Raw genomic sequence first — 24,023 nt, 5'->3', positions numbered from 1 at the left:
TCTTCCCCGCGCGAGCGGGGGTGGTCCCTCGCCGCAGTCCGCGACGTCACCGCCGCTCTGGTCTTCCCCGCGCGAGCGGGGGTGGTCCGACCAACCCAACCCACGGATGTGGGGGCCCACCGTCTTCCCCGCGCGAGCGGGGGTGGTCCGCACCGCGTCGGTGGTCGCGGCGCGTGCAAACCGTCTTCCCCGCGCGAGCGGGGGTGGTCCGGCGAACCCGTCGTCCACGTTGAACCACGGCATGTCTTCCCCGCGCGAGCGGGGGTGGTCCCAACTCGGCGAACTACTGGGTCGACCTCGACATGTCTTCCCCGCGCGAGCGGGGGTGGTCCCGACCACATGAGCCACCTCGCGTCCGAGTGGGCGTCTTCCCCGCGCGAGCGGGGGTGGTCCGAACAACGGGCCGATCGACCAGGCGCAGTACCGGTCTTCCCCGCGCGAGCGGGGGTGGTCCCGGCCCGGTCAGTTCCTCCGCCGACAACTCGGTGTCTTCCCCGCGCGAGCGGGGGTGGCCCGTCGAACCGGGCATCGTCCGGCTGGAAGCCAGCGTCTTCCCCGCGCGAGCGGGGGTGGTCCTGAGGCCGAACCGGTGTGCAGCGGCTGTGCGGCGTCTTCCCCGCGCGAGCGGGGATGGTCCCAGGCCGCCCGCACCCGCTGGGGCACCCTCGACGTCTTCCCCGCGCGAGCGGGGGTGGTCCGCCGACATGCCCCATCAGGCCGGATCGCCTCCAGTCTTCCCCGCGCGAGCGGGGTGGTCCGGCTGCCCGGGCTGCGCGAAGTGTGTCGGTGCTGTCGGCTTTCAGAAGCCGAGCAGGGTCCGTGCGTGCTGTTCAAGTGGCCGGATGAGGTCCGCGAATTCTCCGCCGTCGGCGCGGCGCAACAGCCGAGCCACGATGTAGAGCTGAGCGACGCGGCCCGCGTCCGTATCGAGGACGTCGGCGTAAACTGCATGCACCCGCTGTGCGATCTTGGATGTCAAAAGGCTGTAGCACAGCAGAGTGGCCGCGTCGGTACCCGAGGGTCCGCGTCCCCACCACTCCCAGTCGACAAGGCCGAACCTCGGGCGCAGCAGGTTGGCCCAGTGAACGTCGCCGTGCACGGTCTCCCACTCGTGCACAGTCGGGTCGACGGCGTTGCCGAAACGTTGGACGAGCCGTTCGGTGATCTTGTCCTGGCTGGTGTTGACGCGTCCGGTCGGTGTCGTCGCCACGGCGTCGGTGGTGTGTCGCAGCTCGGCCCACCATTCGTCGGTCAACTCGATCTCGGTCCGAAGGGCGTCGGTGGGCGAGCAGGGGACGCCCGGCATCCTGGTCATGACTTCGGCGCGCTGCTGTCGCCATTCCTCCCACTCGACAACGTCCAGGACGCACGGTTTGGCGAGATCGGTGAGCGCGTTCGCGTCGAGGTTGCCCGTCCAGAAGTCGGCGTCGGTCCACTGCCTGTCCTCGGACACGACACGGAGCCAGTAGCGGGCGTCGCCCTTGCGGACGGGTGCGCTGATCGAGCGGTTGAGCCAACCGAGCCGTGGTTCCCCGGTCACGACCAGGCCGAAATGTGCGGCGGCACGGGCGAGGTTGTCGCGCATCCACTCCCGGAAACGCTCGTCGGCGTCGCCGGTGTCGCCCGACATCTCCGGGCTCTTCTCACTCATCGTCGCCGGTGACGTGGCGCAGGTAGGCGGTCGGGTTGTTCATGTACCGGCGCCAGTGGTCGACCAGTTCGAGGTCCTGCCACTCCGTCCGCCGGAACCCGTGCTCGCCCACTTCGACGATGTCGGCGCCGGGGGTCGCGGCGAGGATCGGCGAGTGCGTCGCGCAGATCACCTGCGCACCGGATCGGCCGAGGTCGTGCAGGAGGTGGACCAAACGGAGGCAGGACTGGAAGGACAGGGCCGCCTCGGGCTCGTCCATGAGGTAGAAGCCGGGTTCACGGAACATGGTCGCGAGCACGGTGAGGAAGCCCTCGCCGTGGCTCATCCCGCTGGTGTCCTCTTCCCAGTAGCCGCGCATCCCGCTGACGGCCTCCATGAAGCCGAACGCGGTTTCCGCACGCAGGAAGTACCCCCGACGCCTGGTCCGCGTCCCGCTCCGGTGCCGGGCACCCGCGCCCGTGGTCTCCCAGCGCAGCAGGTCGCCCAGGACCGTCTTCGGCCGGTCGTTGACGTACTTGCGGCCCGCCCGCCCGCCGCGCGCGTCCAGCCCCCACGCCTCAGCGAACGCCTCGACCAGGGTGGACTTGCCCGAACCGTTCTCTCCCACCAGGAAGGTCACCGGCTGCTCGAAGACCATTCCTTCCTCTGCCAACTGCGCCACGCACGGCACCGAGAGCGGCCACGGTCGGGCATCGGGCGCCCCGGAAGGCAGGAGGTCGTCGGGTATGTAGGCGCGGCGGGCGAGCATGGGCATGTCCTTGATCAGTACTCGGTCGGGACGCACTTTCCCTTGGGCGTGCAGTTGCCCGCGGGAACGCACGCCGGGCTGCGACTGGGTCCGCACTGCGGGTCGCACATGTTCGGCTCGCACGGCGACGCAGGACGCCGGGCGAACTTCCCGCCCAACGCGGCCCAACGTCGCCATCATGGTCGGTCCTTCCAGGATGTCGGCGAGCGGGGTCGACCACACGTCGCCCACTGGCAGTCGATATGCGAACACGCACGGCCACATCGAATGGGCGAGGCCGGCAGCGACCACACAACGCAGCCGCATCGGAGGGCGTGCCCCCTTTGCTCCGCTTCCCACGCTACGCAGGCGGTCTAAGCGCACCTCGTCCCCGAACCTTGACGCGACGAGCCCATGGGGGCCTGATCGACCTGCTGCTTGCCATCGAGGTCGGTCACCTCGACGCAGAGCGGAATCGACCGACGCAACGCTCCCACGATGTTGGCCCTGATGCGCTCGTGGCTACCCCGCCCTTGCCGATGCCCTCGTGCTCGTCGGGACGATCGCTGTAGTAGCTCGTGGCCAGTCGCACACCAGGCTGCGCGAGCATCTCCCAGAGCCGTGGCGACACGTGCACCAGGTTGCGGAACATTTCGGTATGCAGGCCGAAGCACCCGGCCGGTCTCCTCCACTACCGCCGTCCGGAGGCGATGTGCAGCGGCGGGTTCTTCGCGGCACCGCGCCATGCTCTGAGGAGATCCCATCGAGGCCGGGACGCGTCGGTCGCTGAGCCGGGGGCGGGACAGCCCGTGGAATGCTCGGCGGCATCAGCGTCTGGTGACTGGTCAGACGAGCAGGCTTGATGACTGCACGGAAAGCCGGTCAACCTGCCCGAAAGCAGGTGTCGCATGTCGCGTGCCGCCTGTCACGTCAGTCGGCACGACGGTCCGTCCGGACGCGATCGTTCGCGGTGGTCATCGGTGATGCTCTGCGCGGCCTTCGTTGTACCGTATGGCCGCGTAGGAGAAGTCGAGGGCTTTGTGCTCGAACACGGGGTCGACGCCCACCAGCCTGTTCACGAACATGTGCGCCACACTGGCCGCTGCTCTCTGTGTGAACTGGTGGCGCCCTTCCTGTTCGACGGTGCGGGCGTGCGCGGCGTATGCGGCAAGTTTTCGCCCGTGGACGTCTTGGCGGTCGCGGACGTCCTGCCATGAATCCAGGATCTGTTTCAGAGTCGACGGAGTGGGCCTCGAACGGGAAGTCGGGTCCGAACACGCCAGATCTGCCGCTTTCAGTCCAAATTGTTCGTATATGAATGACACGACCGATGCGGCGAAGATGCATCGGTCGACGACGTGCCCTTGTTCGTCGGCGCGCGCAGAATCTTGCAGGACTTGCATCACCATGGTGCTGTCGTCCTGGAAGACTTCCTCCGCGAGTCCGAGGCCGATGGTCCCGCCGTAGCGTTCCAGTTCGGCCTCGTACGTCTCCAGTGCCATGCGTGACGCCAGCCCGTCGGCTATGGCCTGTGCCACGATCTCCGTGAGGCGTGGCAGCAACGCCGATACCATCGCTTCGGGGTTGCCGTGGAATCGAAGCCTGAGGTGCGGTTCGGGATCCCGGTACCGTATGAAGAACCATTTCGTGCAGCGACCCGCTTCGATCAGGTCGCTCAGTGCCGGATGGAGGACGTCTGTGAGGAACAGATTCTGGACGTAGGTCGGGATGTAGATCTTCACGTACATCCAGTCGGATCCCGGGAGGCTCACCCGGGCATCGGCCGGCACATCCACCTCCTGTTGACCGGTGTCGGACGTCTTGTGCCCGTCGGTCACGGTCGGCAACAGCGGGATCACGACCTCTCCCGGGTGCGCGAGGCCGTCCTTGGTCAGCCAGCCGTCCCGGCGGTCGCTGCCGCCGGGCATTTCGACGACGCGTGGTGCGCCGGCGCCGCGAACCAGTCGACGCAGGACCTCGCGGTGGGCTGCGATGGTGAGATCGAGGCAGACGAGCCGATCCTCCAGCCCTGCTTGCACCTGTGCGGGGACGTCCCACTTTCCGCGCCAGTCGTCGACGGCATCGTCCCAGTCCTTCGACCGGGTCGAGGCGGCGCTCTGCACGGGTTCGGTGCTCCAGCTGGCGGGCGACAGTATGGAGCGCCCGTACTCGATGCGGGGAAGGACGGGCATGGTGGCCAGCGGGCCCCACGTCCAGCCCTCGACCCGAGTCCTGCCCCGCGCGCCGATGTCCACCATCAGGCGTGCGACATCGGGCAGGTTCTGCGTCCTCAGCATGCTTCCCGACACCACGCAGATCCGGCCGAGGTCGGTGGAGTGCAGGAACAGTCCGCTTCGCGTGGCCCCTACATGGATCTTCTCGACATCGAGGTAGGTGTGTTCTTCGCCGTCACCGGGCAGGAACCCGATGGCGACCTGCAACGGATGGGCGGCAGAGGCCCCTGTGACGTTCAGATGCTTCGCTTCATGGGGGAGGCTTTCGAGAACGACCAGACGTTCCGAGTGGTCGTCGGCCTCGTTGAGTCCGAGCAGCTCCCGGTAGCCGCCGAGGCCCAGCACCGAGGCGAACCTGCCGTAGGACGCACCGAGCGTGCAGCTTCCGGGATGCGGTCCGAGCGCCAGCATGAAGTTGCCCTGCACCAGTTCTTCCGGCGATTCGGCCAGAAGGCGGGCGTAGAGCTCGTATCCCCACAGCCGCGGCGGTTGCGGATCTGCGTCGGGGAGGTGACGGAGATGGTCGTCGGTGACCTGCACCGCCAGTCGACCCGACTTGAGGCCTTCCGCCAGCAGGGCCGCGCGGAATGCCTCCATCGTGCCGGTCGCCTCCGGCTGCGAGGCGGAATGGGAGGCGTACTCCGCGAAATCGGCCCTGCGGTCCGATCCCGGGTGCCGGTAGGTTCGCGGAGCACCCAGGCCGGTGATCGGGTTCAGCAGTTCGAGGATCGGGACCATGCGATCCAGGTCGTAGCGCTCCATGAACCGCTGGTGGTACTCGTCGAGGTGGTCTCGCTCAGTGGTGCTTCCGGCCGTCCGCAGCAACAGGCTTGCGGCAGCGGCTGCCTCCTGGCCCACGCCGGCGGGCAACTCCAGCGAGCCGTTCCAGAACGTGTCCACAGCGAGGAAGTTCTCTGCGTCGCACACGTCGCCCATCGACTGGACGACCGACTCGACCTGTGGCAGCCCTCGGCCGATGGGAGTGGCTTCGTAGTCCTCGATCGCACGACGGATCCGGATCAGCTTCGCAGCCTCCTCCTCTCCTCCTGCCTGTGCGGCCCTGTCGGCCAGTGTCCCCAGGTCCGCGCCTGGATCACGGATCGTCAGGAGGTCGGAGACCAGGGCTCCGAGGTCGATGAGCCGGTTGATCGCCGCCACGACGTCCGAGTCCGTCACCCCGCACCGGGCGACGACCGATGCGATGACCTCTCCACCGGGAACAGGCCGGTGACACTCATCGAGCACGGCCCGGGCAAGCGCATCGACCGGTTCCGAGGCGGGTTCGCATGAATTCGAGGCATCCGAGCGCCACTGCGGGCACGCACCCACGAAGTGGTTGCTGTAGACCTGCGAGCAGGGGTTCCGCCATACGGTGAGGCCGTGAATCATCGAGGGCAGCGTTCGCCGGAGTCGAGTCGCCAGTCGTGCGATCCATGCGCCATCCGGCCGTACGGACTTGTAGCGATGCCCGTCGAGGGCGAAACCAGAAAGGTCCACGTCCGGCGACAACCTCGCCGACTGCACTGACGAGAACAATCCGAACGGCGTGGACCGGGAGCGCATGCGGATGACGTACTGGAGAGTGGACAGCGCCACCTTCCGCAACTTTCGGAGGTCACGGTCCCGCTCTCCCGTGGAGATGAGCCGGATGTCGCGGACCAGCACAGGAACGGCGATCCGAAGTGCCTCCATCAAGTGGTCGTCCTGCGCCACTCGGACGATCCACTCGGTGAGGGTCGAGGGCGTGTCGAAGTCCAACAGCGCCTCCAGCGGCTCCTGGCATTCTCCCTCGGACCGTGCAGGTGAACGCAGAAGCACAAGTCCGTGTGCCGTGAAAAAGATATCGTTCGACATGGGCTCCTCCGAGCGGGAATGGGAACTCCGAGCGTGCGATCCGCCGATGACCCGACCGCCGGGCGCACACCGCCGATATCCTCTGCTTCTTACCCCGATCGTGGTCGTGGATGGCCGGAGTTGATGACACTTCCCAGATGTGGTTTTCCCGTCCGCACGGTGCCCGGCGTCCCGAGGTGATGAGATACGCGACCGGAGGTGGTCCACCGAGCGGGACGGGTGCCTACTTGGATCGGCGCAACGCCGCTTCTGGAATTTTCAGGGAGAAGACCGGGTCCGGCACGGTCCGGAAAGGTCTTGCGGGTGGCAGTGGTCTGCGTCGCCGGTCGGTGAAGGTAGTGCCGGAGACCTGCATCGGCAGCGGCTCGTCGGGGTGGTCGATGGTCCAGCGGATACGGGGCGGACTTCGGATTCCGTGAGGTCTCGGTGCCCGGAACCCACGCATGACACCTCCGAAGCCGCCGGTCACAGCACAGTCCGAGTGCCCCGCCGGAAGCCGGCCCACCCCACGTCCTGACCCGCACCATCCGGACGAGCAAGGATCGAACCCCACCGGGCGACCCCTTCCGGAGTTCCGGTTGCGCTACGCAGTCACGGACACCACGACGCTGCACCGCCCGTCCGGCACCCCCCAACGAGGCACGCGGTGGCGACCTCGCCCCGTGCCCGACCCCTGACCACCTACGGCGATTGCCTGCGCGCGGGCCGGGTCGACAGTTTCTTCGGTACAGGCGTCCCCGATCCGCGTGGCCGACCGGAGTCACGTGCGACGTCATGTGCGGCGGGACCTGCAACGCCGCCCGGCTGGGCGGGCAGCGGGCCCGACATGACGATCCGCTCCCCACCGACCGTCCGACGCCCGACCGCCTGTGGAGCACGGCGGCCGGCGCGGTCCGACGGCCGCAGCCGTGCACGACACACTGCGGGGACGAGTCTAGGACTGGGCTTGGTTCTCGGGTATTCGGTGCGCCAGCGGGTCCTGCGTACGCTCGATGCCGACCGGGATCACTTCGTCGATGTCGGCGTCCGTGGTGGGTGGTCGAGCAGTTCGGCGGCCTACTCGGGCGCGGCGCGAGCGGAGAACGCCGTCAGCACCTCGGAGACGACGGGTGCCACGCAACCGGTCTTCCCCTCCTCGGGCAGGGGTGGGCGGTGGCCGGTGATCTCGCCATCGCACCGTTGACCGACGACACCGTGAGCGCGGTTCAGGCGCATGGGACTCCCTGACGAGGCCACGCCACGAGCACCTCGAACACCCCCACGCGGCCGAAGTGCCGGCGCGCGACGGCCCGCCGATGGCAGCGGCCATCACCAGGGCGGACCCTCGGAAGGCGGCGACGGCGCCGATCTGCAAGCGGAGGTCGCGATATGCCCCGCGCGGTCGCGGCCACGCGGGTTGCACAAGTATCCGGACGGGGGAAGCCACCCTTGATCGGCCTGGCAATGGGATTTCCGGGCGGGCGGCGCGGGCTATCGGCCTGACCCGCCACGGGCCTTCCCGCTCGAGCAGGCCTCTTCGTGGACGGCGTGCACCAACCGTGCCTGCTCCGACTCTTCCCCGCGCGACCGGAGTAGTTCGTGCACCATGTGCTTGTGTCGAACGGCGTCACGGGCTCTCGCGGGTCAACGCGTCCTCACCGGTTTAGGTCCGAGTGCTGAATGCCTTCCCTTACGAGCGGGCCATCTAAGGGGTCAGCAGAGCAGGGTGTCGTGGACGTGATCGTGAAGTTCATGGACGAAGTGCTGGTCGCGCCATGGGCGCAAGTCGCGCAATAGCCGGCGGATACGAAGGGTGGGTACGCGTGCTGCGGTGGGGGTGATGAGTTCGACGACGTGGTGAGCGAGTTCGGCGCAGGCGCGTGGGTCGCCCAGGCGCAGTCGGGCGCGGGCGAGGTCGGTCAAGACGATGCCTCGTTGAACGGTGTCACGGGGTCCGGCCAGGCCGGTGAGGGTACGGTCGAGCAGCATGTGGGCGCGAGTCGGGTCACCGCGGTGAAGAGTGCAGAGTCCGTCGAAGCCGGTAAGATGATCGTGGTTGAAGCTGGCTCGGGGATCGTCGGCGGTGGCTTGAGCGAGTGTGGCGTGCGCTCGGTCGAGAGCGTCGGCGGCAGCATCTGATTCGCTGGCACGGGCGAGGATCTCGGCGTGCACGGCATGGGCGCGTGCCCGGATGGCGTGGCTGGGACCGCGGTGGGCATCGTGGGTGGCGGCGCGGGCGATAGTCTGGGCGACGGCGGGGTCGTCGGTGCGGTGCAAAGTTACCATCGCCAGGCTGGTGCGGATCGCGGCAGCACCGCTGTGGTCGGCTGCCCGGGATGCGGCGGTCAAGGCTTCGTTGTAGAGCGCTGCGGAGGCGGAGTCGTCGCGCGTTTCGAAGGCGATGCGGGCCGCAACCGCGAGAATGTCAGCGGCGACTCGGAGCGAGCGGTCGGGTCGGTGCCCGGATGCGGGACCGGCAAGCACACGACAGGCACGAACTGCGGGTGCCAGTGCCAAGTGGAGCCGGACGAACGACACAACCCCGATACCCGCGGCTACAACTGCCGCGCTGCGGGTCAGTTGCTCGATCGACTCGTCGTCGGGAGATGCGTGAACATGGAAGCATGCGGCGGTCCCGAGCCAGAGGACGGGATCTTCGACGGAGGTGGCGTGCGCGACCGTGTCGGTGATAGCGGCGACCCGGTCGTCCGGCACGCCGAGGTGCCGCAGTGCGGTCAACAGGACGTCAAAATCCGTGCCAGGTCCGAGTGCCGGTTCGCCGATCGGTGTGCGGGCGTAGAGGTGGGCGAGCAGTAGGCGGTAGCGGTCGCCGGGGACGGTGCTCGCGTTAAGGCTTTCCCAGCGTGCGATCGACCGCAAGACGCTGGGAAGAGTCAGGCGGCTGTGTGTCGCAGGAGAGGTGCGGCGGGCGGTGTCGAGCATTGCGCGGGCCAAATCGGACCACGACCAACCACGGCTTTCCCTGAGTCGGCGCAGCAGCAGGATGCCAGCGGACCGGTCTATGGTCGTCACGAGTCCCTCCCGCATGGGGACCCCAGTGGCACGACGAGTCGCGGCTTCCCCTGTTCGGCGGCGTAGTCGAGGGTGTAGCGGGTACCGGAGGCCGGGTCGTCGTCGAGGGGGAAGCCGATGATGAGGGAGCTGCGGTCGACCATCCACCGGTTGCGGGCGTGGTAGGCCGCGCTGCCGAGACGCGGTGCCGCCAGTTCAACGATCTCGGTGATCCTCCCCCGTGTTCGCCAGGCAGAGACGGTTTCAACTGCGAGGGCCGGTTGGTCGTGCAGTATGCAGGGCACGACCACCGTAAGCCGGGCTGCGGTGTGGCGGGCCAGCCAGTCCAGCGCGAGTGTGTCGATGCCGGCCGCGCCGCCGAGGTGGACGTGCGCGTCCGGACCAGCAAAGGGCCTGAGATAGCCGTCGAACAGAGAAGCCAGCCGATCCGGGCTGACATCATTGACCCGGCGGGGCCCGGTGACTGCCACGCTCTTAATCATACCTGCCACCTCGCTGTCCGGGGAAAACGGCGCGCGCGGATGTCATCGAATGTCGTCTGTGCACGCTGGCTCGTCCACGATCTCATGGACCCCGGTCGCGGTGAAGCCAGAGGCGTCCTGCGGCCAGCACCCGACTTCCTCGGTCGGGCAGGACACCACGTCGCGGAACGCAGGTCGGCCATGGCCTCGCACCAGCGACCCAACGGCCGGGCGAGTGTGCATGGAACCGGAATGGCGGCAACTCCGCGACGAAGTGATCGTGTTCATCGATTGGATGCAGGCGGCGATTCGCCGCATCGGTGACGAGACGGTCATGCATAGCACCACCTCATACGGACACCCGTTCCACCGAAAGTCTGCTTGGCTCCCCCACGACCTCTGGACCGCATCCCGTGCCACCACAACCGCCGTAAGTGGGCAGCCACTGAATAACGCGCATCTCGTAAAGCCCGCGACCGGGTCGTGGGCACGCTGGCGTCCGATCCCGACGGGGCGAGTGCAGCCGAAAACACCGGTGGGTGGGAACCGCTGGCAAAGCGCGCTTGCCCCCTGGTTGTGCTCGCCGGTCGACCGGCCGCCCCTGGGCGCTGCTTCCGCTGGCAAGTGCTCCCGGTCCTGGGCTGGTCGCCGGGCGGTTCGAAGACGTGGGCGGCGGCAACCGTGGGTGTCCGGAGGGTCGATCGACGTTGTGATGGAGCTTGTTGTGAACGAACGGAGGATGGTCTCCGCCGACTTGGCGGGCACCAACTCGGAAATCGCGAGTTTTCTCGGGCGGTTGATGTCCGAGGAGGATCCACGCAGCACGGTGGAGTTCACCGTCGCGTTGGGACGGGCGGCCCACCTGCTGGGTCTGCGTCTTCAGTCGAGCGCGGTGCTGTTGGCGAGGTTCTCGCGCTTCGAGGACTTCGGGCCGGAACTGGATGCCGAAGCTGATGCCGAGGAGGAGGTCGAGGACGCGAGCCTGACTCGCTACGAGGCGCGGCTCGCGGGGATCGACGCCCTCCGGCAGAACCCGCACTTCCCGCCCGACCTGTTGCGGCAGCTGTTCGGGGAGGTCGCCGAGGACGGGAATCTGCCGGGACGGGTGGTCGAGCAGCCGCACGGCAGGAGAGCCGACGACCAGATCTGAGGACAGGAGACGCGAGCCCGGAACCCTCACACGGTTCGTCGCTATGTCGGATCGGCCCGATGTCGGAGGGAAAAAGCGTCGGGAAGTCGGATGTTCGAGGGTCCGTGCCGGGGCGCGGCTGCGGAAGCGTCGCGTCGCGGGACGGTGTCCGCGTCCGGCATCTGGCGATGCACCAGGTACGGCGACGTCGTCGAGGTGCTGCACGGCCAAGAGGCCGGTTTCTGCAGGCAATCGGGCGACATGGGCGGAAGCGTGCCGGTATCGCCTTCTCGGGCCCTTCTTCTGTGCTGTCCCACTGGGCGTGCACCTGCTGTGTGTGTCGCTGGAGCCTGCTCGTCGCGCCGCGACCGCCAAGTTGGGTGGGCGGACGCTCCCCGTGGTGTCGCAGCGCGGATGCGGCGACGTCGACACCGCGCCGGCCCTCCCCAGGCCGGACCGGTGTGAGCCACGCGCTCCCCGCTGTCCACAACTCCACACCGAATATCGACGATCCCGGAAGGCAGGACATGGACGACCCGATTCACTCTCGTGACGCGGCGGCTCTTCTCGCCCGTGCCGCCTTGTTGCCGGGCGGCAGTTTCACTCTGGACACGGCTGCCGCCGCGCTGGGCGGTCCCGAGGCGCTGGCGGCGGCCACGGTCGCCACCGGCCACCTCCTCGCGGCCGGCCGGCTAGCGCTGGTCCCCCACACCACGACGGCCGGGCGGGACCTCGCGCAGCCGCCCGGCGCATCGGGTCTGCGCTATCGGTGGACGGCCGATCCGGCGGCCGAGGACGGGCGGCTCGGTGTCGAGGAGCGGCTGCGCTCGTACTGACGGGTGATGGACCATCTGCTGCGGCATCTCTACGGGGTGGCCGAACGGCTCGATCCCGGCAAGTGGCGGCCTTTGGCGCCGCGGCGGGTGCCGGTGTTCGGCACCGAGCTCGATGCGCTCGGGTGGTTCGACGCCGAGGCGGAGACCGTGGGCGCGGCCCAGCTCGTCGCGTTCGACGCGGGCGATGTGGACACGGCGTGGAGGTTCGCCGTGGCGGCGTGGTCCCCGCTGCGGGTCCGGGGACGCCACGAGGAGCTGCTGGGTGTGCAGGCGGTCGCGGTTAGGGCGGCGGAGCGGGCGGCGGGACGCATCGCCGAGGTGATCGCGGCCCCGGCGCTGGCACGCCAGGCGTATGCGTTGACCATGCTCGGCCGCTACGACGAGGCGGTTGAGACGGCGGGCTCGGCGCTGGCCTCGGCCGACCGGGTCGGCCATGACTGGTCGCGTTCCACCGCGCTGACCGAGCGCGGCCGTGCCCACCGGGCGCAGGGCAGATTCGACCTGGCCTTGGCGGACCTGTTCGCCGCGGTGGAGATCGACCGCAACCGTGTCGTCGTCGGCCCCGGCGGCACGCGGACCCGACCCGCCACCGCGGTCGGTCTGCGCTGGGCCGAGATCGCCGACACGCAACTGCTCGCCGGCGACGCCCGCGCGGCGGTGCGGTCGGCCCGCGACGCGGTCACCGCGATCGCCGGGAACCCGCGGCGGCACCGCGAGAGCGCCCGTGCCGCCGCCACGCTCGGACGGGCGCTGATCGCCGCCGGGCAGCCGCAGGAGGCGATCACCGGACTGCGCGACGCGGCGTGCCGGGTCGACGCCGCCACCGATCCGGGCCACCTCGGTCGCATCACGGAACTGATCGGCGACGCCCACGCCGCTCTGGGCCAAGCCGCACCGGCACGACGCGTCCACGGCGACGCAGTCCGGCTCTACGAGCGGGCCGGCCGACCCGACGACGCCGAGACGCTGCGGGCCCGACTTCCACGCCCTGACCCCTCCACTGACACCTCGACCGACGCCGCCGACTGAGGCCGGAAACCCCGCCGCGGCACCGCCCGGACACGCCACTGTCCGGCGCACCACCCGTCACCGACCACCGACCGTCCACCAGCAGCGAGGAGCGTTCCGCCGATGGGCGTCGCCCACCAGAGACCACCACTGCCTCGGCCCCCGCGCGGCGGACGTCCGCATCCGGCACGGGTGGCGTCCTATCTGCTGCGGGGACGCGTGCACACCCAGGCCGACCGGGCGTTCGCGGAGAGCCTCGTCTCTCAGTGGCCGCGTTGGGCGGCGGACCTGCGGGCGTCGGAGGTGTTCCTGACCCGTGCGGTGCGTGGGCTGTACCGCGATGGTTTCGACCAGGTCGTGGACGTGTCCCCGGTGCTGCCCACGCCCGACGGCCCGTACGGCACGGCCGGGGTCGGGGCGAGGGTGCGGTTGGTGCGGGTCGATCCCGATCCGGCCACCGCGGCCCAGTCGACCGCGTTAATCCGGGATACGCGTCATCGGGTCGTCGAGCGTGACCCGCAGAACCCGGGCGCGGTGGTGGCGACGATCCGCAGCCACCGACTGCTGGATTTGCGCCGGCCGGTGGTGCTGCTGGCCGGGTGCGGCGCGTGGGAGAGCTTGCCGACCGAGTCGGTGCTGGAGGGTGTGCTGTCGGCCTGGGGGCGGGCGTTGCCGGACGGGTCGGTGCTGGTGTTCACCCACGACAGCGACGACGCCCGTACCGCCGTCGAGGTGACTGCCGCCCGTGCGGCACGCATCCTCTATGCGTCGTTGGGTCTGGTGTTCACCGCCCGCAAGGCCGCGGCCCTGGACCTGGCGCTGCGCAACACCGGGTGGGTTCCGACCCGGCCGCCGGCCCTGCTCACCCCCACCGGCACCCCCGTCGACGGCCCCACCCCTTCCCCGGTGGGGCGATTGCACAGCCGGGTGGCGTCGGTGGTGGCGGGTATCGCCGAGTACCGGCCACGCCGCCGCGCCCGCGCCGGGCGCACCAGCGGATCGGTGCCCGACTTCTCCGGCCTGCCCGAGGTGTGTGCGGAGTCCGACGGTCCGGCGTGGCACGACGCGGAGGAGCGGCGGTGACCGCGACGACCGACCGCATCCTGACCGTCCTGGCCGCCGCCGGCGACCGGGGCCTGACCGGCCCGGAACTGCGGTCCAGGACCGGATCGGGGGTGGTCGCCGGCTACCCGCACCTGGCGCGGCTGCGTGCCGCAGGGCTGGTGACCCGCCACCGGGACACGACACAGCCGGGCGGGGCACGGCGCCGGTGCATCCACCGGGTCACCGACCTGGGCCGGGCCGAAGCGCGTCAACTGCACCTGCTGCCCGCACCACGGCGCACACCCACGCTGTGGCGACGCGCCGCCCCGGCCCCGGTCGCGTCCGGGTCCGGCACCGCGTCGTCGGACGCATCCGGCACCCGGTGGCCGCATCCGGTCCTGGTCCGCAACCACCTGCTGGGCGGCACGCTGCACCGTCCCGTCGACCGCGTGGAGTCCGCCCGCCTGCGCGCACGGGACCCCGCCGTCGACACGCGTGCCCGCGCCGTCGAAGCCGACCGTGAACGCGTGCTGCGGGCGCTGGCCGACCACGGCCTGGCCGAGCAGGTCCTGGACCTGTCCACCGGAGTCCCCGCCGCCCGGGTCGTCCGCTCTGCGCACGTCGCCCTCGCCCGCGTCGACCCGCCCGTGCCGGTCGTCTACGTCGTCACCTACGACCGGTTGGCCGAGGCCGCCCGGGCTGCGACCCGCTGTCGGCGCCATGTGGACGTGCTGGTCGCCGACCCTTTCGACGCGCGTGGAGTGTGGCGGGCCGTCACCGGCCTTGACCCGCTGGGCCCGGGTCGTCGGATTCATCCTGGCCGTCCGGTCGTCCTCGACGCCCTGACCATCAGCGACCTGGTGCCCCGGCCCCGACGGCTGCGCAGCGTTCTGCGGTCCTGGCGCCACACGGTCCGACCCGGCTCGGTGCTGCTGCTGGCCCGCTCCCCCGACCAGGCCCTGCCCGACCCGCTGCCTCTCGCCCGACAGGCGGGCTGGCACCCCCTGCCCGCCTTCCCTCCCCCGGCACCGGTCACCGGCCACGCCCTGGACCACCCCGCTCAGGTCACGACCTTCACGACCGCCCCACCACGGTGGCGGCGTCGACCGACGTGACCGCCCGATCACCCCTGTCCGTTCGTCCGCCATCTCGACATCCGACGGCGGCCGGTGCAGCACCCCGGTTCGAGAACACCGGCCGCGTCGCAAAACGCCCATCCCGACAGAGGAACAGCGAGACCGTGGACAGCGACTCCTCCTTCATCACCGACCTGGCCCGACCGCAGACGTGGCGTGCCGTTGCTCCGGTCGGGTTGCCCCGGCTGCGCCGGGAGATCCTGGCCGGTCTCACCAGTGAGACGATGGTGGGCTGGGCGACTGCGTTCGACGGCGGACTGTTCGCCCGGAACGACTTCTGGCGCAGGGACTCGCGGCACCGGACCGTGCAGGATCGTGCGCGCCGGGCCCGCGCGGTGCTCGAGGCCGAGGCGGAGACGTTGCGTGGTGCGCGGTTGTGTGCGGTGGATGCGGACATGTCGGCGCTGGCGCGGGATTTCGGCCGGACTCCGGCCCACCAGCCGCTGGACCGGGCCGTGCTCCCCGGCGAGGCGGGGTTCGTGGTGTTCGACGAGCCCATCGGCGCGCTCCGGACGAGCCTGGGCACGGTGTTGGGCTACGACCTGAATCTGGCCCCGCCGGACTGGGTGGACACGACCGTCGACGTACCGATACCGGTCGTCGCCGCGACCTGGGCCCGCCGGACGACCGCAGAGGGAGACCATCTCGACGTGTCGTTCTACCGGCCGCGCATGCCCAACCGGTGGCAGGCTCTGGACCGCGATCTGGTCGTGGGCACCCGCAGGCCCGACGGCCTGCCCGTCACCGCGGGCACGATGGCCGGACTGCACGACCGGGTCGTGCGCGAAGCCGGCCAGGCCGACGTGTCCTGGTGCGCCCACCGGCGGTTGAGGTTCGGCCACACACTGCCCGTACCCACCTCCGGCACCTGTGCCGAGGCGTGGCTGCAGGTGCTCTACGCGCTGTTCCAACTGCACGCCCTGACCGGCACCCAGACCCCGATCAGCGAGACCGACCACGTCCACGTGCCCGCCGCCGAACGCAGACGCGACCGACGGGCCGACGTGCTCGACCCGTCCGGCGCGGTGCACGTCGTGCGCTTGCACAGCCGACACCGCAGCCGTCCCACCGACCCCACCGCACCGGGACAGGCCCGGGGGCCGCTGGACTTCCGCTACCCGGTCGGCCTGTACCGACAGCCCTCACGGTGCATGGACACCCGCAAACACAAGGAAGGCACGTGCTACCACGTCGAGGACTTCCCGGTCGGCTTCCACCTGCGCGGCCCCGCCGACGCGCCCATCCGCCACAGGGTCGACTGGATCGGCTGGCGCGTCCGACACCCCCGCCCTCCACGACGAAGCCGGCGCACGACCGACGACACGGACCCCACGGCCGGCGACGAGACGTCCAACTGACCACGGCCCCGTCCTCCGCCGTGAACCCGGCCGCCGACCTCCCGGAGGCCGGCACCACGCGGCCGAGGCGCACCACGCTCCACGATGTGCGCCACGGCCGGCCCGGCGCCGCCCTCCGCCAGGCCGGGCCCCCACCGCCCGGCCAACCCTGTACCGGAGAGAGCCAGTGAACAGCGATCTGCGCGCGCGGGTCGGACGCCTACAGCCGTTCATTCACGCCACGGTGCGCCGGTACTGCCATCTGCCGCTGCCCGCGCACCTGTCGCACGACGACCTCGTGCAGGACGCGTCGCTGTCGGTGCTGACCGCACTGCCACGCTACGCCGACACGCCGGAGTCGATGCAGGGTTGGGTCGCGGTGATCGTCCGACGGCGGGTGGCCGAGGTCTACCGCGCGGCCAAGACCTGGCGGCACCATCCCGTCGAGGACATGACCGGTCTGATCCACCGCCTCGACCGACACCACCGCGACGCCGGACACACCGCCGGGGACGGTGTCACGGCCGCCGAGCTGCTCTCCCACCTCGACGAGCGCAGCCGCCGGATCCTGCTCCTGCACGGTGTCCACGACCTGCCCCATGACGAGATCGCCCGGCTGGTCGACAGCACGACCGCCGCGGTCCGCGTGGCCTACAGCCGGGCGCTGGTCAGACTGCGCGCCATGTCGCAGTGGGGCATCGGCATGCCCGTCACCCTGCTTCACCGCGACATGGTGCGGCCCCACCCCCGCAATCTGGACCGCGACCTGGGCGATCTGGGCGGGCTCGCCGCCTCGATCGAAGCCCACGGGCTTCGCCGCCCCCTGCTGCTGCACCGCCTCCCCGGCCGGGGCAGGCCGTTGGAACTGCTCGACGGCCACCGCCACCTCGCCGCGACCGCCCGCACCCGACGCACCCAGACGCCCGTCGTCGTACTGACCGATGTCAGCCGAACCTGGTTGGCCAGGGCGCGGCACGGACTCCCACCCGCCGAAGCACGGAGCCTGCTGGTCGAGCACCTCACGACAGGCCGCACCACCGGCTCATGACCCCTCCCACCCGATACCGCACCGGCCGATCACAGTGCATGAAGGACCACCACAGCCGTGACCTCACCCGAACGCATCCACCTCGCCCGGGAACGGCTCTCCCGCGAACTGCGGCGGCTGCGCACCGACGCCGGAAGGACCGGCATCGCCGTCGCACGGGCCGTCGGGATAAGCCAGTCGAAGCTGTCGAAGATCGAGAACGGGCTGCTGCTGCCGTCCATGGCCGACGTGGAACGCCTGGTAGCCGAATTGTCGGCGACCAAGCACACCAGGACCGAACTGGTCGGGTTGACGCGCCGCCTCCACGCCGAAGGCGACCTCCGCCGGGTGATGCTGCACCGGGGCGGCCACCGCCACCAGCAGGAGACCACGCGGATCGAGGCCAACGCCACCACGAGCCGGATCTTCCACAACGCCGGGATTCCCACCCTGCTGCAGAGCGAGAACTACCTGCAGCTCGTGCTCCACCCCGCCCCCGCGCACGAACTCCGCACGGCGACGGCGTCCCTGCGCGCGCGGCGACGACAGATGGAGGACCCCGACAGGCGCTTCGTGTTCCTGCTGGCCGAAAGCGCGCTGCGATGGCGGCCGGGCCCCGCCGGCCTCATGCGGCAGCAGATCGACCACCTCACCCGCACCATGCGCCGCCCCAACGTCACCCTCGGCGTCGTGCCGTGGACGGCGGAGGGGAGCCCGGTCGCGCTGCACAACTTCCAGGTCTACGACGAGCGGGTGGTGACCCTGAGCGTGCTGACCGGCAACGCCACCATCACCGACCCCCACGACGTCCGCGAGTACCTGACCCTGTTCGACCGCCTCGACCAACTCGCCCTCCACGGCGAACGACTCGAAGACCTGCTGCGGCGTATCGCCGACGACCACCACGCACCCGGCTGACCCCAGCACCCGTCCCGGCACCGACGAAAGGAGCAGCACGGTGCTCACCACACCCCGCCAGGGATTCGACTCTACTTCGGACAGTCAACGTCCGCCGAATGTCACAGTCCTGACCGCGATCGGCAGCTCCGGCGGTACCGGCCGGAGCCCCGCCGGTACCGGCAGGCGCAAAGCAACCGGCACCGCGCCGGGCCGCCGGAAACGACTGACCGAGCAGGACAAGAACACCATCCGCGCGCTGGCCAAAATCCGCGACACGCGAGGCCGGGCGATCCACACCCCACCGGCCATCGCCGCGCTGGTGGGCTGCGACGAGAGCACCGTGCGCACCCTGTGCCGCAACGAGGGGCGCGAACCGCGCAGCGTGCGGATGACCGAGGCGGAGAAGGACGTCGTCCGCCATTTGTCGGCTTGCCGCGACCGGCACGGACGGCCGAGGTTCAGCGCCCGCGACATCGCCCTCGTCCTGGGCCGCCACCTGACCACCGTGCAACGACAGGTCTACCGCGAACGACTGCAACCGGCGGCGAGATTCGCAGCGCGGGAGCGAGCATTGGTCCTGCGCGAGGCCGCCGCAGCGCACGCCGCCGGGACCGTGGTCAACGTCGAGGCCCTCAGCCGCCGGCTGGGCTGCTCCCGCACAGCCGTCGTCACCGTCCTCGACACCCACCGAGCACCCCGTATCCGGCACCGCGCCATGACCCTCGCCCTGCGCCAGCGGATCGTCGAGCTGTACACCACCCGGGCAGACCACGGCAGGTGGCCGACTGTCGGGCAGGTCGCCGCCGGGGTCGACCGCTCCCACAGCACCGTCACCAGAGTCCTCACCGAAGCAGGCATCACCATCCGACCCGCCGCAGGCCGCGGCAGGAGCCTCACACCGCAGGAACGCGCCACCGCCCTCGCCCTCTACCGGCGGGCCCAGGCCTGCAAGCCGATCGCCGACCGGTTCGGCGTCAGCGCCTCCACCGTCCTGCGGCTGATGCGACGCAGCGGCGCCATACGCCGCGCACCCACCGGACCACGCCACGACAGCAGTCCCGGATCCACCAGAATCCGCTGCGCAGCGCAGTCATGCGCGTTCGCCTGCACCGCACTGTGCGCCGCCGCACCCGTCGACCGCGACCAGCTCCCACCAGCCCACGACCTGGTGCGTTAGCCGGGCGACCGGTGCCGATACCGCTCGGGCGCCACTCCCCGCACACCAGCCCTTGTCACGAGAGCAGCTCCACGAACAGCATGCCGCGCCTGATCCTGCCGCCCGCCCCGCTCCTGCTCACCCTGCTCCACGACGGCTACCGCCGCATCACCCACCGCACCCCGGCCACTTCCCGACTCGACCTGCTCCTGCACCGCGCGCTGCACGACCCCACCCTCGGACCGCTGCTCACCATCCCGCCACTCACCGACGTGCGCATCACCGGCTGGATCGCCCGACACCGCGACACCCTGGTCGACACCGTCACCACCACCGCACTCGCCGGCCACCACCACCAGGTGATCGACCTCGTCACCCGCTGCTCCTGCTCGCCCACGACCGACAGTCGGTGTCCGCTGGTGCTGCCCCGACAGTGTTGGGGACTGTAAAACGAGTGGTGTAACTCCTGATCAAGGATGCGCACCTGATGACCGAGATGATGTCCGGCGTGGAGCACGCTGAGGACGCCAAGCCCGAGACCGCTCTGGACGGCTTGGATGAGCAGTTGGTCGACCGGTTGGTCAGCCGGGCCCGGGCCGGTGGGTTGAAGCTGACCGGTGAGGGCGGGGTGCTCCAGCTTCTGACCAAGCGGCTGCTGGAGTCCGCGCTGGAGGGCGAGATCACCGACCACCTGGGCTATGACAAGCACGATCCGGCTGGTCGCGGGACCGGGAACTCGCGCAACGGCGTCCGCTCGAAGACCGTGCTCACCGATGTCGGGCCGGTGGAGATTGACGTGCCGCGTGACCGCAACGCCGAGTTCGAGCCGCGGATCGTGGCCAAGCGGCAGAAGCGCCTCACCGGCGTCGACGAGATGGTCATCTCGCTGTCCGCCAAGGGCCTGACCACGGGCGAGATCTCCGCGCACCTGGCCGAGGTCTACGGCGCCGACGTGTCGAGGCAGACGATCTCGACCATCACCGACAAGGTGGTCGAGGGCATGGTCGAGTGGCAGAACCGGCCCCTCGACGCCGTCTATCCGGTGGTGTTCATCGGTGCCGTGCACGTCAAGATCCGTGACGGCCAGGTCGCCAACCGGCCGATCTACATGGCGATGGCCGTGACCACCGAAGGGCACCGCGACATTCTCGGGCTGTGGGCCGGCGACGGCGGCGAGGGCGCCAAATACTGGCTGCACGTGCTCACCGAGCTGCGCAACCGCGGCGTCGCCGACGTGCTCATGGTGGTCTGCGACGGACTGACCGGCCTGCCCGACGCGGTCACCACCGTCTGGCCACGCACGGTCGTGCAGACCTGCGTCGTGCACCTGCTGCGCAACAGCTTCCGCTACGCCGGCCGCCAGCACGGGGCCACCATCGCCAAGGCCCTCGAACCCGTCTATACCGCCCCCACCGAGGCCGCCGCGAAAGAGCGGTTCTCCGAGTTCACGCAGGAGTGGGGCGCCCGCTATCCAGCCATTGTCGGGTTATGGGACAACGCCTGGGCCGAGTTCGTGCCCTTCCTCGCCTTCGACGTCGAGATCCGGCGGGTGATCTGCTCGACCAACGCCATCGAGTCGGTCAACGCCCGCATCCGCCGCGCGGTCAAGGCCCGCGGCCACTTCCCCAACGACCAGGCCGCGCTCAAATGCGTCTACCTGGCGATCATGAGCCTGGACCCGACCGGCACCGGACGCAAACGCTGGATGATGCGCTGGAAGCCCGCCCTGAATGCCTTCGAGATCGCCTTCGACGGCCGCCTGGCCGCCGGACGCAAGTAACCCCCTTCAACCCGAGTTACACCGCTCGTTTGACAGGCCCGAGTCGCCTCGTGCTGCGGTCCCCACTGGGAGGCAGGTCCCAGCGCTGCGGGGGTCGGCCCGCCGTTCTAGTGTCCTGAGTCGTTAGTTCGCAGCTAGTCGGAAGGCTGGCTTTGTGCCGAGCCCGAAGCTTGTCCCGGTGGTGCTGTCCGACGAGGAGCGTTCGGTGTTGACCGGGTGGTCCCGGCGGCGCAAGACGGCACAGGCGTTGGCGTCCCGTTCCCGGATCGTGTTGCGGTGTGCGGAGGGCGGCACGATCGGGCAGGTCGCCGCCGATCTGGGCGTGTCGCGGGCGACGGTGTCGAAGTGGCGTTCCCGGTTCGTGTCCGACCGGATCGACGGGTTGTCCGACGAGCCCCGACCGGGCCGGCCCCGCGTCATCACCGACGACCGGGTCGAGGAGATCGTCACCAGAACCCTGGAGGAGACGCCGGGTCGGGACACGCACTGGTCGACCCGGTCGATGGCCGCGGCCACGGGCATGTCGCAGTCCGCGGTCTCCCGGATCTGGCGGGCCTTCGGACTCAAGCCGCACGCGGTGCAGACCTGGAAACTGTCGACCGACCCGCTGTTCGTGGACAAGGTCCGCGACGTCGTCGGCCTCCACCTGGCCCCGCCGGAGAACGCGCTCGTGCTCGCCGTGGACGAGAAGTCGCAGATGCAGGCGATCGACCGCACCACGCCGATCCCGCCCATGATGCCCACCACGCCGGCGCGGAGGACCCACGACTACATCCGGCACGGCACCACCAGCCTGTTCGCCGCCCTGGACCTGTCCAGCGGCTCGGTCATCGCCCAGCACTACCGACGCCACCGCCACCAGGAGTTCCTGCGCTTCCTGAAGCTGATCGACGCCGCCGTGCCGAAAGACCTGGAGCTGCACCTGGTGCTGGACAACTACGCCACCCACAAGACCCCGCAGGTCAAACAGTGGCTGATCCGACATCCCCGCTTCCACCTGCACTTCACCCCGACCAGCGCCTCCTGGCTCAACCTGGTCGAACGCTGGTTCGCCGAGCTGACAAACCGCAAACTGCGCCGCTCCGCCCACCGCTCGGTGACCGAACTCGAAGCCGACGTCCGCCGCTGGATCAACGAGTGGAACGCCGACCCAAGCCCTTCGTCTGGACCAAGGCAGCCGACGACATCCTCGACACCCTCGCCGCCTACTGCCAACGAACTACCGACTCACGACACTACCTGGTCGTGACCAGTTCCTCAGCGTGCCACGGATCCATCACCTGCCGAAATCGCACCGAGCACCGAGTACGGCGCTGGCAGGGCTGGCGCTGGGCCTGCTTGCGCTCATCGGCCGCGCGGTGCGTTCGTCTCGGCGAGGTCTGCCGCTGGTTCGGTGTCCGGCACCGATCCTTTGGCCGCCGCGCCGCCGGCGTTGACCTCGCTGGTGGTCGTGGCGCGTACTCCTGTCGTCCGCCAGCCCGCGAGTCCACTTCGCCGCCCTCAGTTGCGAGCGGTTCGGGGGTGGCGTTTCGCCGCACCCGAAGAGGTTCGCCGCCCGAATGGCGATCAACACCATTTCCGTCCGTGTGCCCGGTACCGAGGAGTTGTCGTCGGCCCCACCGGACACTCCCGATCCGGCCGATTTCGTCGCGCCACTGGCCGCCCCATAAGGCGTGCGCGGCCTGTCGACCAGGGACGGGGTGATGCTGAACCGTCGTGCGGAGAAGAAACCACGATGCATTGGCAGTCGATCATCCCGGTCCGGTACATCATCCAGTCGCACTCACTGACCGTCGCGTCCACGTTCCAGGAGACGAAGTTTCTGGCGCTTACGCGTATTGGGTCAGCTGACCTTCGCCGAGATCGCCGCCGGGTCCGAGTCGCTTCCGACAGCTCACCCAAAGGAACGCGCTGCCATCTCCGCCATCATCGGCCAAATTTCCGGCAGAACCATGCAAATGAGGGCGGTAGGCATACCGAGCGAAATCTCAGGTCGGTGTCTCGAACAATGCCAACCACGCGGTCAGGCAGGCTCGGGAGGCCCGAACGCTTCTCTGATCCCCATCACATCGACCGCATCCATGATCGCTTCCTAATGGCTCGCTGCGGGCTTCGTCTCCACGTCGAGTCGCTCGCCGATTGCACGGAACGCTAGAAAGCTGAAGTGGTCAGGCATAGCCGCGGAGCGAGATCTTGCGGACTTGTGGTGAGCGCGTGTCCGAGAAGCGCTGCCATTCTCTTTCGTCCACGGGCTCGAACAGCGGCCGGGTTCTGATCGAGCGGGAATTGATTGGGCTGAGTATTCTGCTCCGCAGTCGGCCGGTGACGAGGCGGTGGAGGAATTCGACCGCGCCGCAGTCGAATTCCTCCACGACGGGTTCGTCGTCGTAGCGCCACACACCCCCGTTGGACACCGCGACCGTCCACTGTTCCGGGTCCGACGAGCGGCCGACCCAGAACAGTCCTGGCCGGCCCGAGCGCGCCCACGGGACGAGCCGTGCCGGAACGTCTTCCGGATGTCGCTCGCGCCATTGCTCGGCCTCGGCGATTTCCGCCTCGAACTGGGTGAGGTGGTCCGGACGGCCATCGAGCAGGTACGGCGGCTGCACGATCACCTCGGCGTGGTGGTCCGGCGCGTGGAACGTGCCTGGCGGGAACACCTCCAACAACCGCCGGTAGTCGGACGGCAACTCGAATCCCAGCTTGGCGTGCACCTCGTCCCATGGTGTGG

The 24,023-nt window shown here is 69.7% G+C and carries 17 protein-coding genes, 1 pseudogene and 1 CRISPR repeat array (1 of these 19 only partly in view); of the genes and pseudogenes, 12 read left to right on the top strand and 6 right to left on the bottom strand.

What is annotated here, in order from left to right; all coding sequences use genetic code 11:
- A CRISPR array of direct repeats spans positions 1 to 759; the repeat unit is 28 nt; unit sequence GTCTTCCCCGCGCGAGCGGGGGTGGTCC (it extends 63 nt beyond the left edge of the window).
- Positions 760 to 799: 40 nt separating this feature from the next.
- The 5 genes from AB0I60_RS34685 to AB0I60_RS34665 form a co-directional block, all read right to left on the bottom strand.
- Entirely contained in the window at positions 800 to 1,630 is an 831-nt protein-coding gene (locus AB0I60_RS34685) for an aminoglycoside phosphotransferase (RefSeq protein WP_360737744.1), read from the bottom strand.
- A 13-nt stretch (positions 1,631 to 1,643) separates the two neighbouring features.
- The gene (locus AB0I60_RS34680; protein ID WP_360737742.1) at positions 1,644 to 2,312 is read right to left on the bottom strand and encodes an AAA family ATPase; all 669 of its coding nucleotides are present in this window, start codon (positions 2,310 to 2,312) and stop codon (positions 1,644 to 1,646) included.
- A 1,040-nt stretch (positions 2,313 to 3,352) separates the two neighbouring features.
- A complete protein-coding gene (locus AB0I60_RS34675; RefSeq protein WP_360737739.1) occupies positions 3,353 to 6,466 on the bottom strand; it encodes a lantibiotic dehydratase in 3,114 nt (1,037 codons plus the stop codon).
- 1,692 nt (positions 6,467 to 8,158) lie between these two features.
- Complete coding sequence (locus tag AB0I60_RS34670; RefSeq protein WP_360737737.1) at positions 8,159 to 9,478, bottom strand: hypothetical protein; 1,320 nt, start codon at positions 9,476 to 9,478, stop codon at positions 8,159 to 8,161.
- Positions 9,475 to 9,960, bottom strand: coding sequence for a hypothetical protein (locus AB0I60_RS34665; RefSeq protein ID WP_360737735.1), 486 nt, complete (start codon positions 9,958 to 9,960; stop codon positions 9,475 to 9,477). The genes AB0I60_RS34670 and AB0I60_RS34665 overlap by 4 nt, the downstream gene beginning before the upstream one ends.
- 703 nt (positions 9,961 to 10,663) lie before the next feature.
- Between AB0I60_RS34665 and AB0I60_RS34660 the strand changes: the two genes are divergently transcribed.
- From AB0I60_RS34660 to AB0I60_RS34605, 12 genes and pseudogenes are all read left to right on the top strand, one after another.
- Entirely contained in the window at positions 10,664 to 11,089 is a 426-nt protein-coding gene (locus tag AB0I60_RS34660) for a hypothetical protein (RefSeq protein WP_360737733.1), read from the top strand.
- A gap of 440 nt (positions 11,090 to 11,529) precedes the next feature.
- Positions 11,530 to 11,904, top strand: a complete 375-nt coding sequence (locus AB0I60_RS34655; RefSeq protein ID WP_360737731.1) for a hypothetical protein — start codon at positions 11,530 to 11,532, stop codon at positions 11,902 to 11,904.
- 6 nt (positions 11,905 to 11,910) lie between these two features.
- Positions 11,911 to 12,933 carry a hypothetical protein gene (locus AB0I60_RS34650; RefSeq protein WP_360737729.1) on the top strand — a complete coding sequence of 341 codons (1,023 nt, stop codon included), beginning with the start codon at positions 11,911 to 11,913 and terminating at the stop codon, positions 12,931 to 12,933.
- 102 nt (positions 12,934 to 13,035) lie between these two features.
- Positions 13,036 to 13,995 (top strand): SAM-dependent methyltransferase, encoded by a 960-nt coding sequence (locus tag AB0I60_RS34645; protein ID WP_360737727.1) that lies wholly within the window; start codon positions 13,036 to 13,038, stop codon positions 13,993 to 13,995.
- A complete protein-coding gene (locus AB0I60_RS34640) occupies positions 13,992 to 15,071 on the top strand; it encodes an SAM-dependent methyltransferase (RefSeq protein WP_360737725.1) in 1,080 nt (359 codons plus the stop codon). Before AB0I60_RS34645 ends, AB0I60_RS34640 begins: the two co-directional genes overlap by 4 nt.
- A 125-nt stretch (positions 15,072 to 15,196) precedes the next feature.
- Positions 15,197 to 16,450 (top strand): hypothetical protein, encoded by a 1,254-nt coding sequence (locus AB0I60_RS34635; protein WP_360737723.1) that lies wholly within the window; start codon positions 15,197 to 15,199, stop codon positions 16,448 to 16,450.
- A gap of 166 nt (positions 16,451 to 16,616) precedes the next feature.
- Positions 16,617 to 17,477, top strand: coding sequence for a sigma-70 family RNA polymerase sigma factor (locus tag AB0I60_RS34630; protein ID WP_360737720.1), 861 nt, complete (start codon positions 16,617 to 16,619; stop codon positions 17,475 to 17,477).
- Positions 17,478 to 17,534: 57 nt separating this feature from the next.
- Positions 17,535 to 18,374, top strand: a complete 840-nt coding sequence (locus tag AB0I60_RS34625; RefSeq protein ID WP_360737717.1) for a helix-turn-helix transcriptional regulator — start codon at positions 17,535 to 17,537, stop codon at positions 18,372 to 18,374.
- Between the two features lie 40 nt (positions 18,375 to 18,414).
- Positions 18,415 to 19,533, top strand: coding sequence for a hypothetical protein (locus AB0I60_RS34620; protein ID WP_360737715.1), 1,119 nt, complete (start codon positions 18,415 to 18,417; stop codon positions 19,531 to 19,533).
- Between the two features lie 80 nt (positions 19,534 to 19,613).
- The gene (locus AB0I60_RS34615; RefSeq protein ID WP_360737712.1) at positions 19,614 to 19,961 is read left to right on the top strand and encodes a hypothetical protein; all 348 of its coding nucleotides are present in this window, start codon (positions 19,614 to 19,616) and stop codon (positions 19,959 to 19,961) included.
- Positions 19,962 to 20,008: 47 nt separating this feature from the next.
- Positions 20,009 to 21,292: an IS256 family transposase gene (locus AB0I60_RS34610; protein ID WP_360737823.1), complete on the top strand. Its 1,284-nt coding sequence runs from the start codon at positions 20,009 to 20,011 to the stop codon at positions 21,290 to 21,292.
- Between the two features lie 154 nt (positions 21,293 to 21,446).
- Positions 21,447 to 22,528, top strand: a pseudogene (locus tag AB0I60_RS34605) (IS630 family transposase); the annotation flags it as partial.
- Positions 22,529 to 23,460: 932 nt separating this feature from the next.
- On the opposite strand, the gene AB0I60_RS34600 reads toward AB0I60_RS34605, so the two are convergent.
- Positions 23,461 to 24,006: a hypothetical protein gene (locus tag AB0I60_RS34600; protein WP_360737710.1), complete on the bottom strand. Its 546-nt coding sequence runs from the start codon at positions 24,004 to 24,006 to the stop codon at positions 23,461 to 23,463.
- Between the last annotated feature and the right edge of the window lie 17 nt (positions 24,007 to 24,023).

This window comes from Actinosynnema sp. NPDC050436, assembly GCF_040655415.1.
Taxonomy (GTDB): Bacteria; Actinomycetota; Actinomycetes; order Mycobacteriales; family Pseudonocardiaceae; genus Actinosynnema.
The sequence above is the reverse complement of the archived record's forward strand: the minus strand, read 5'-3'. Positions and strand labels throughout refer to the sequence as shown.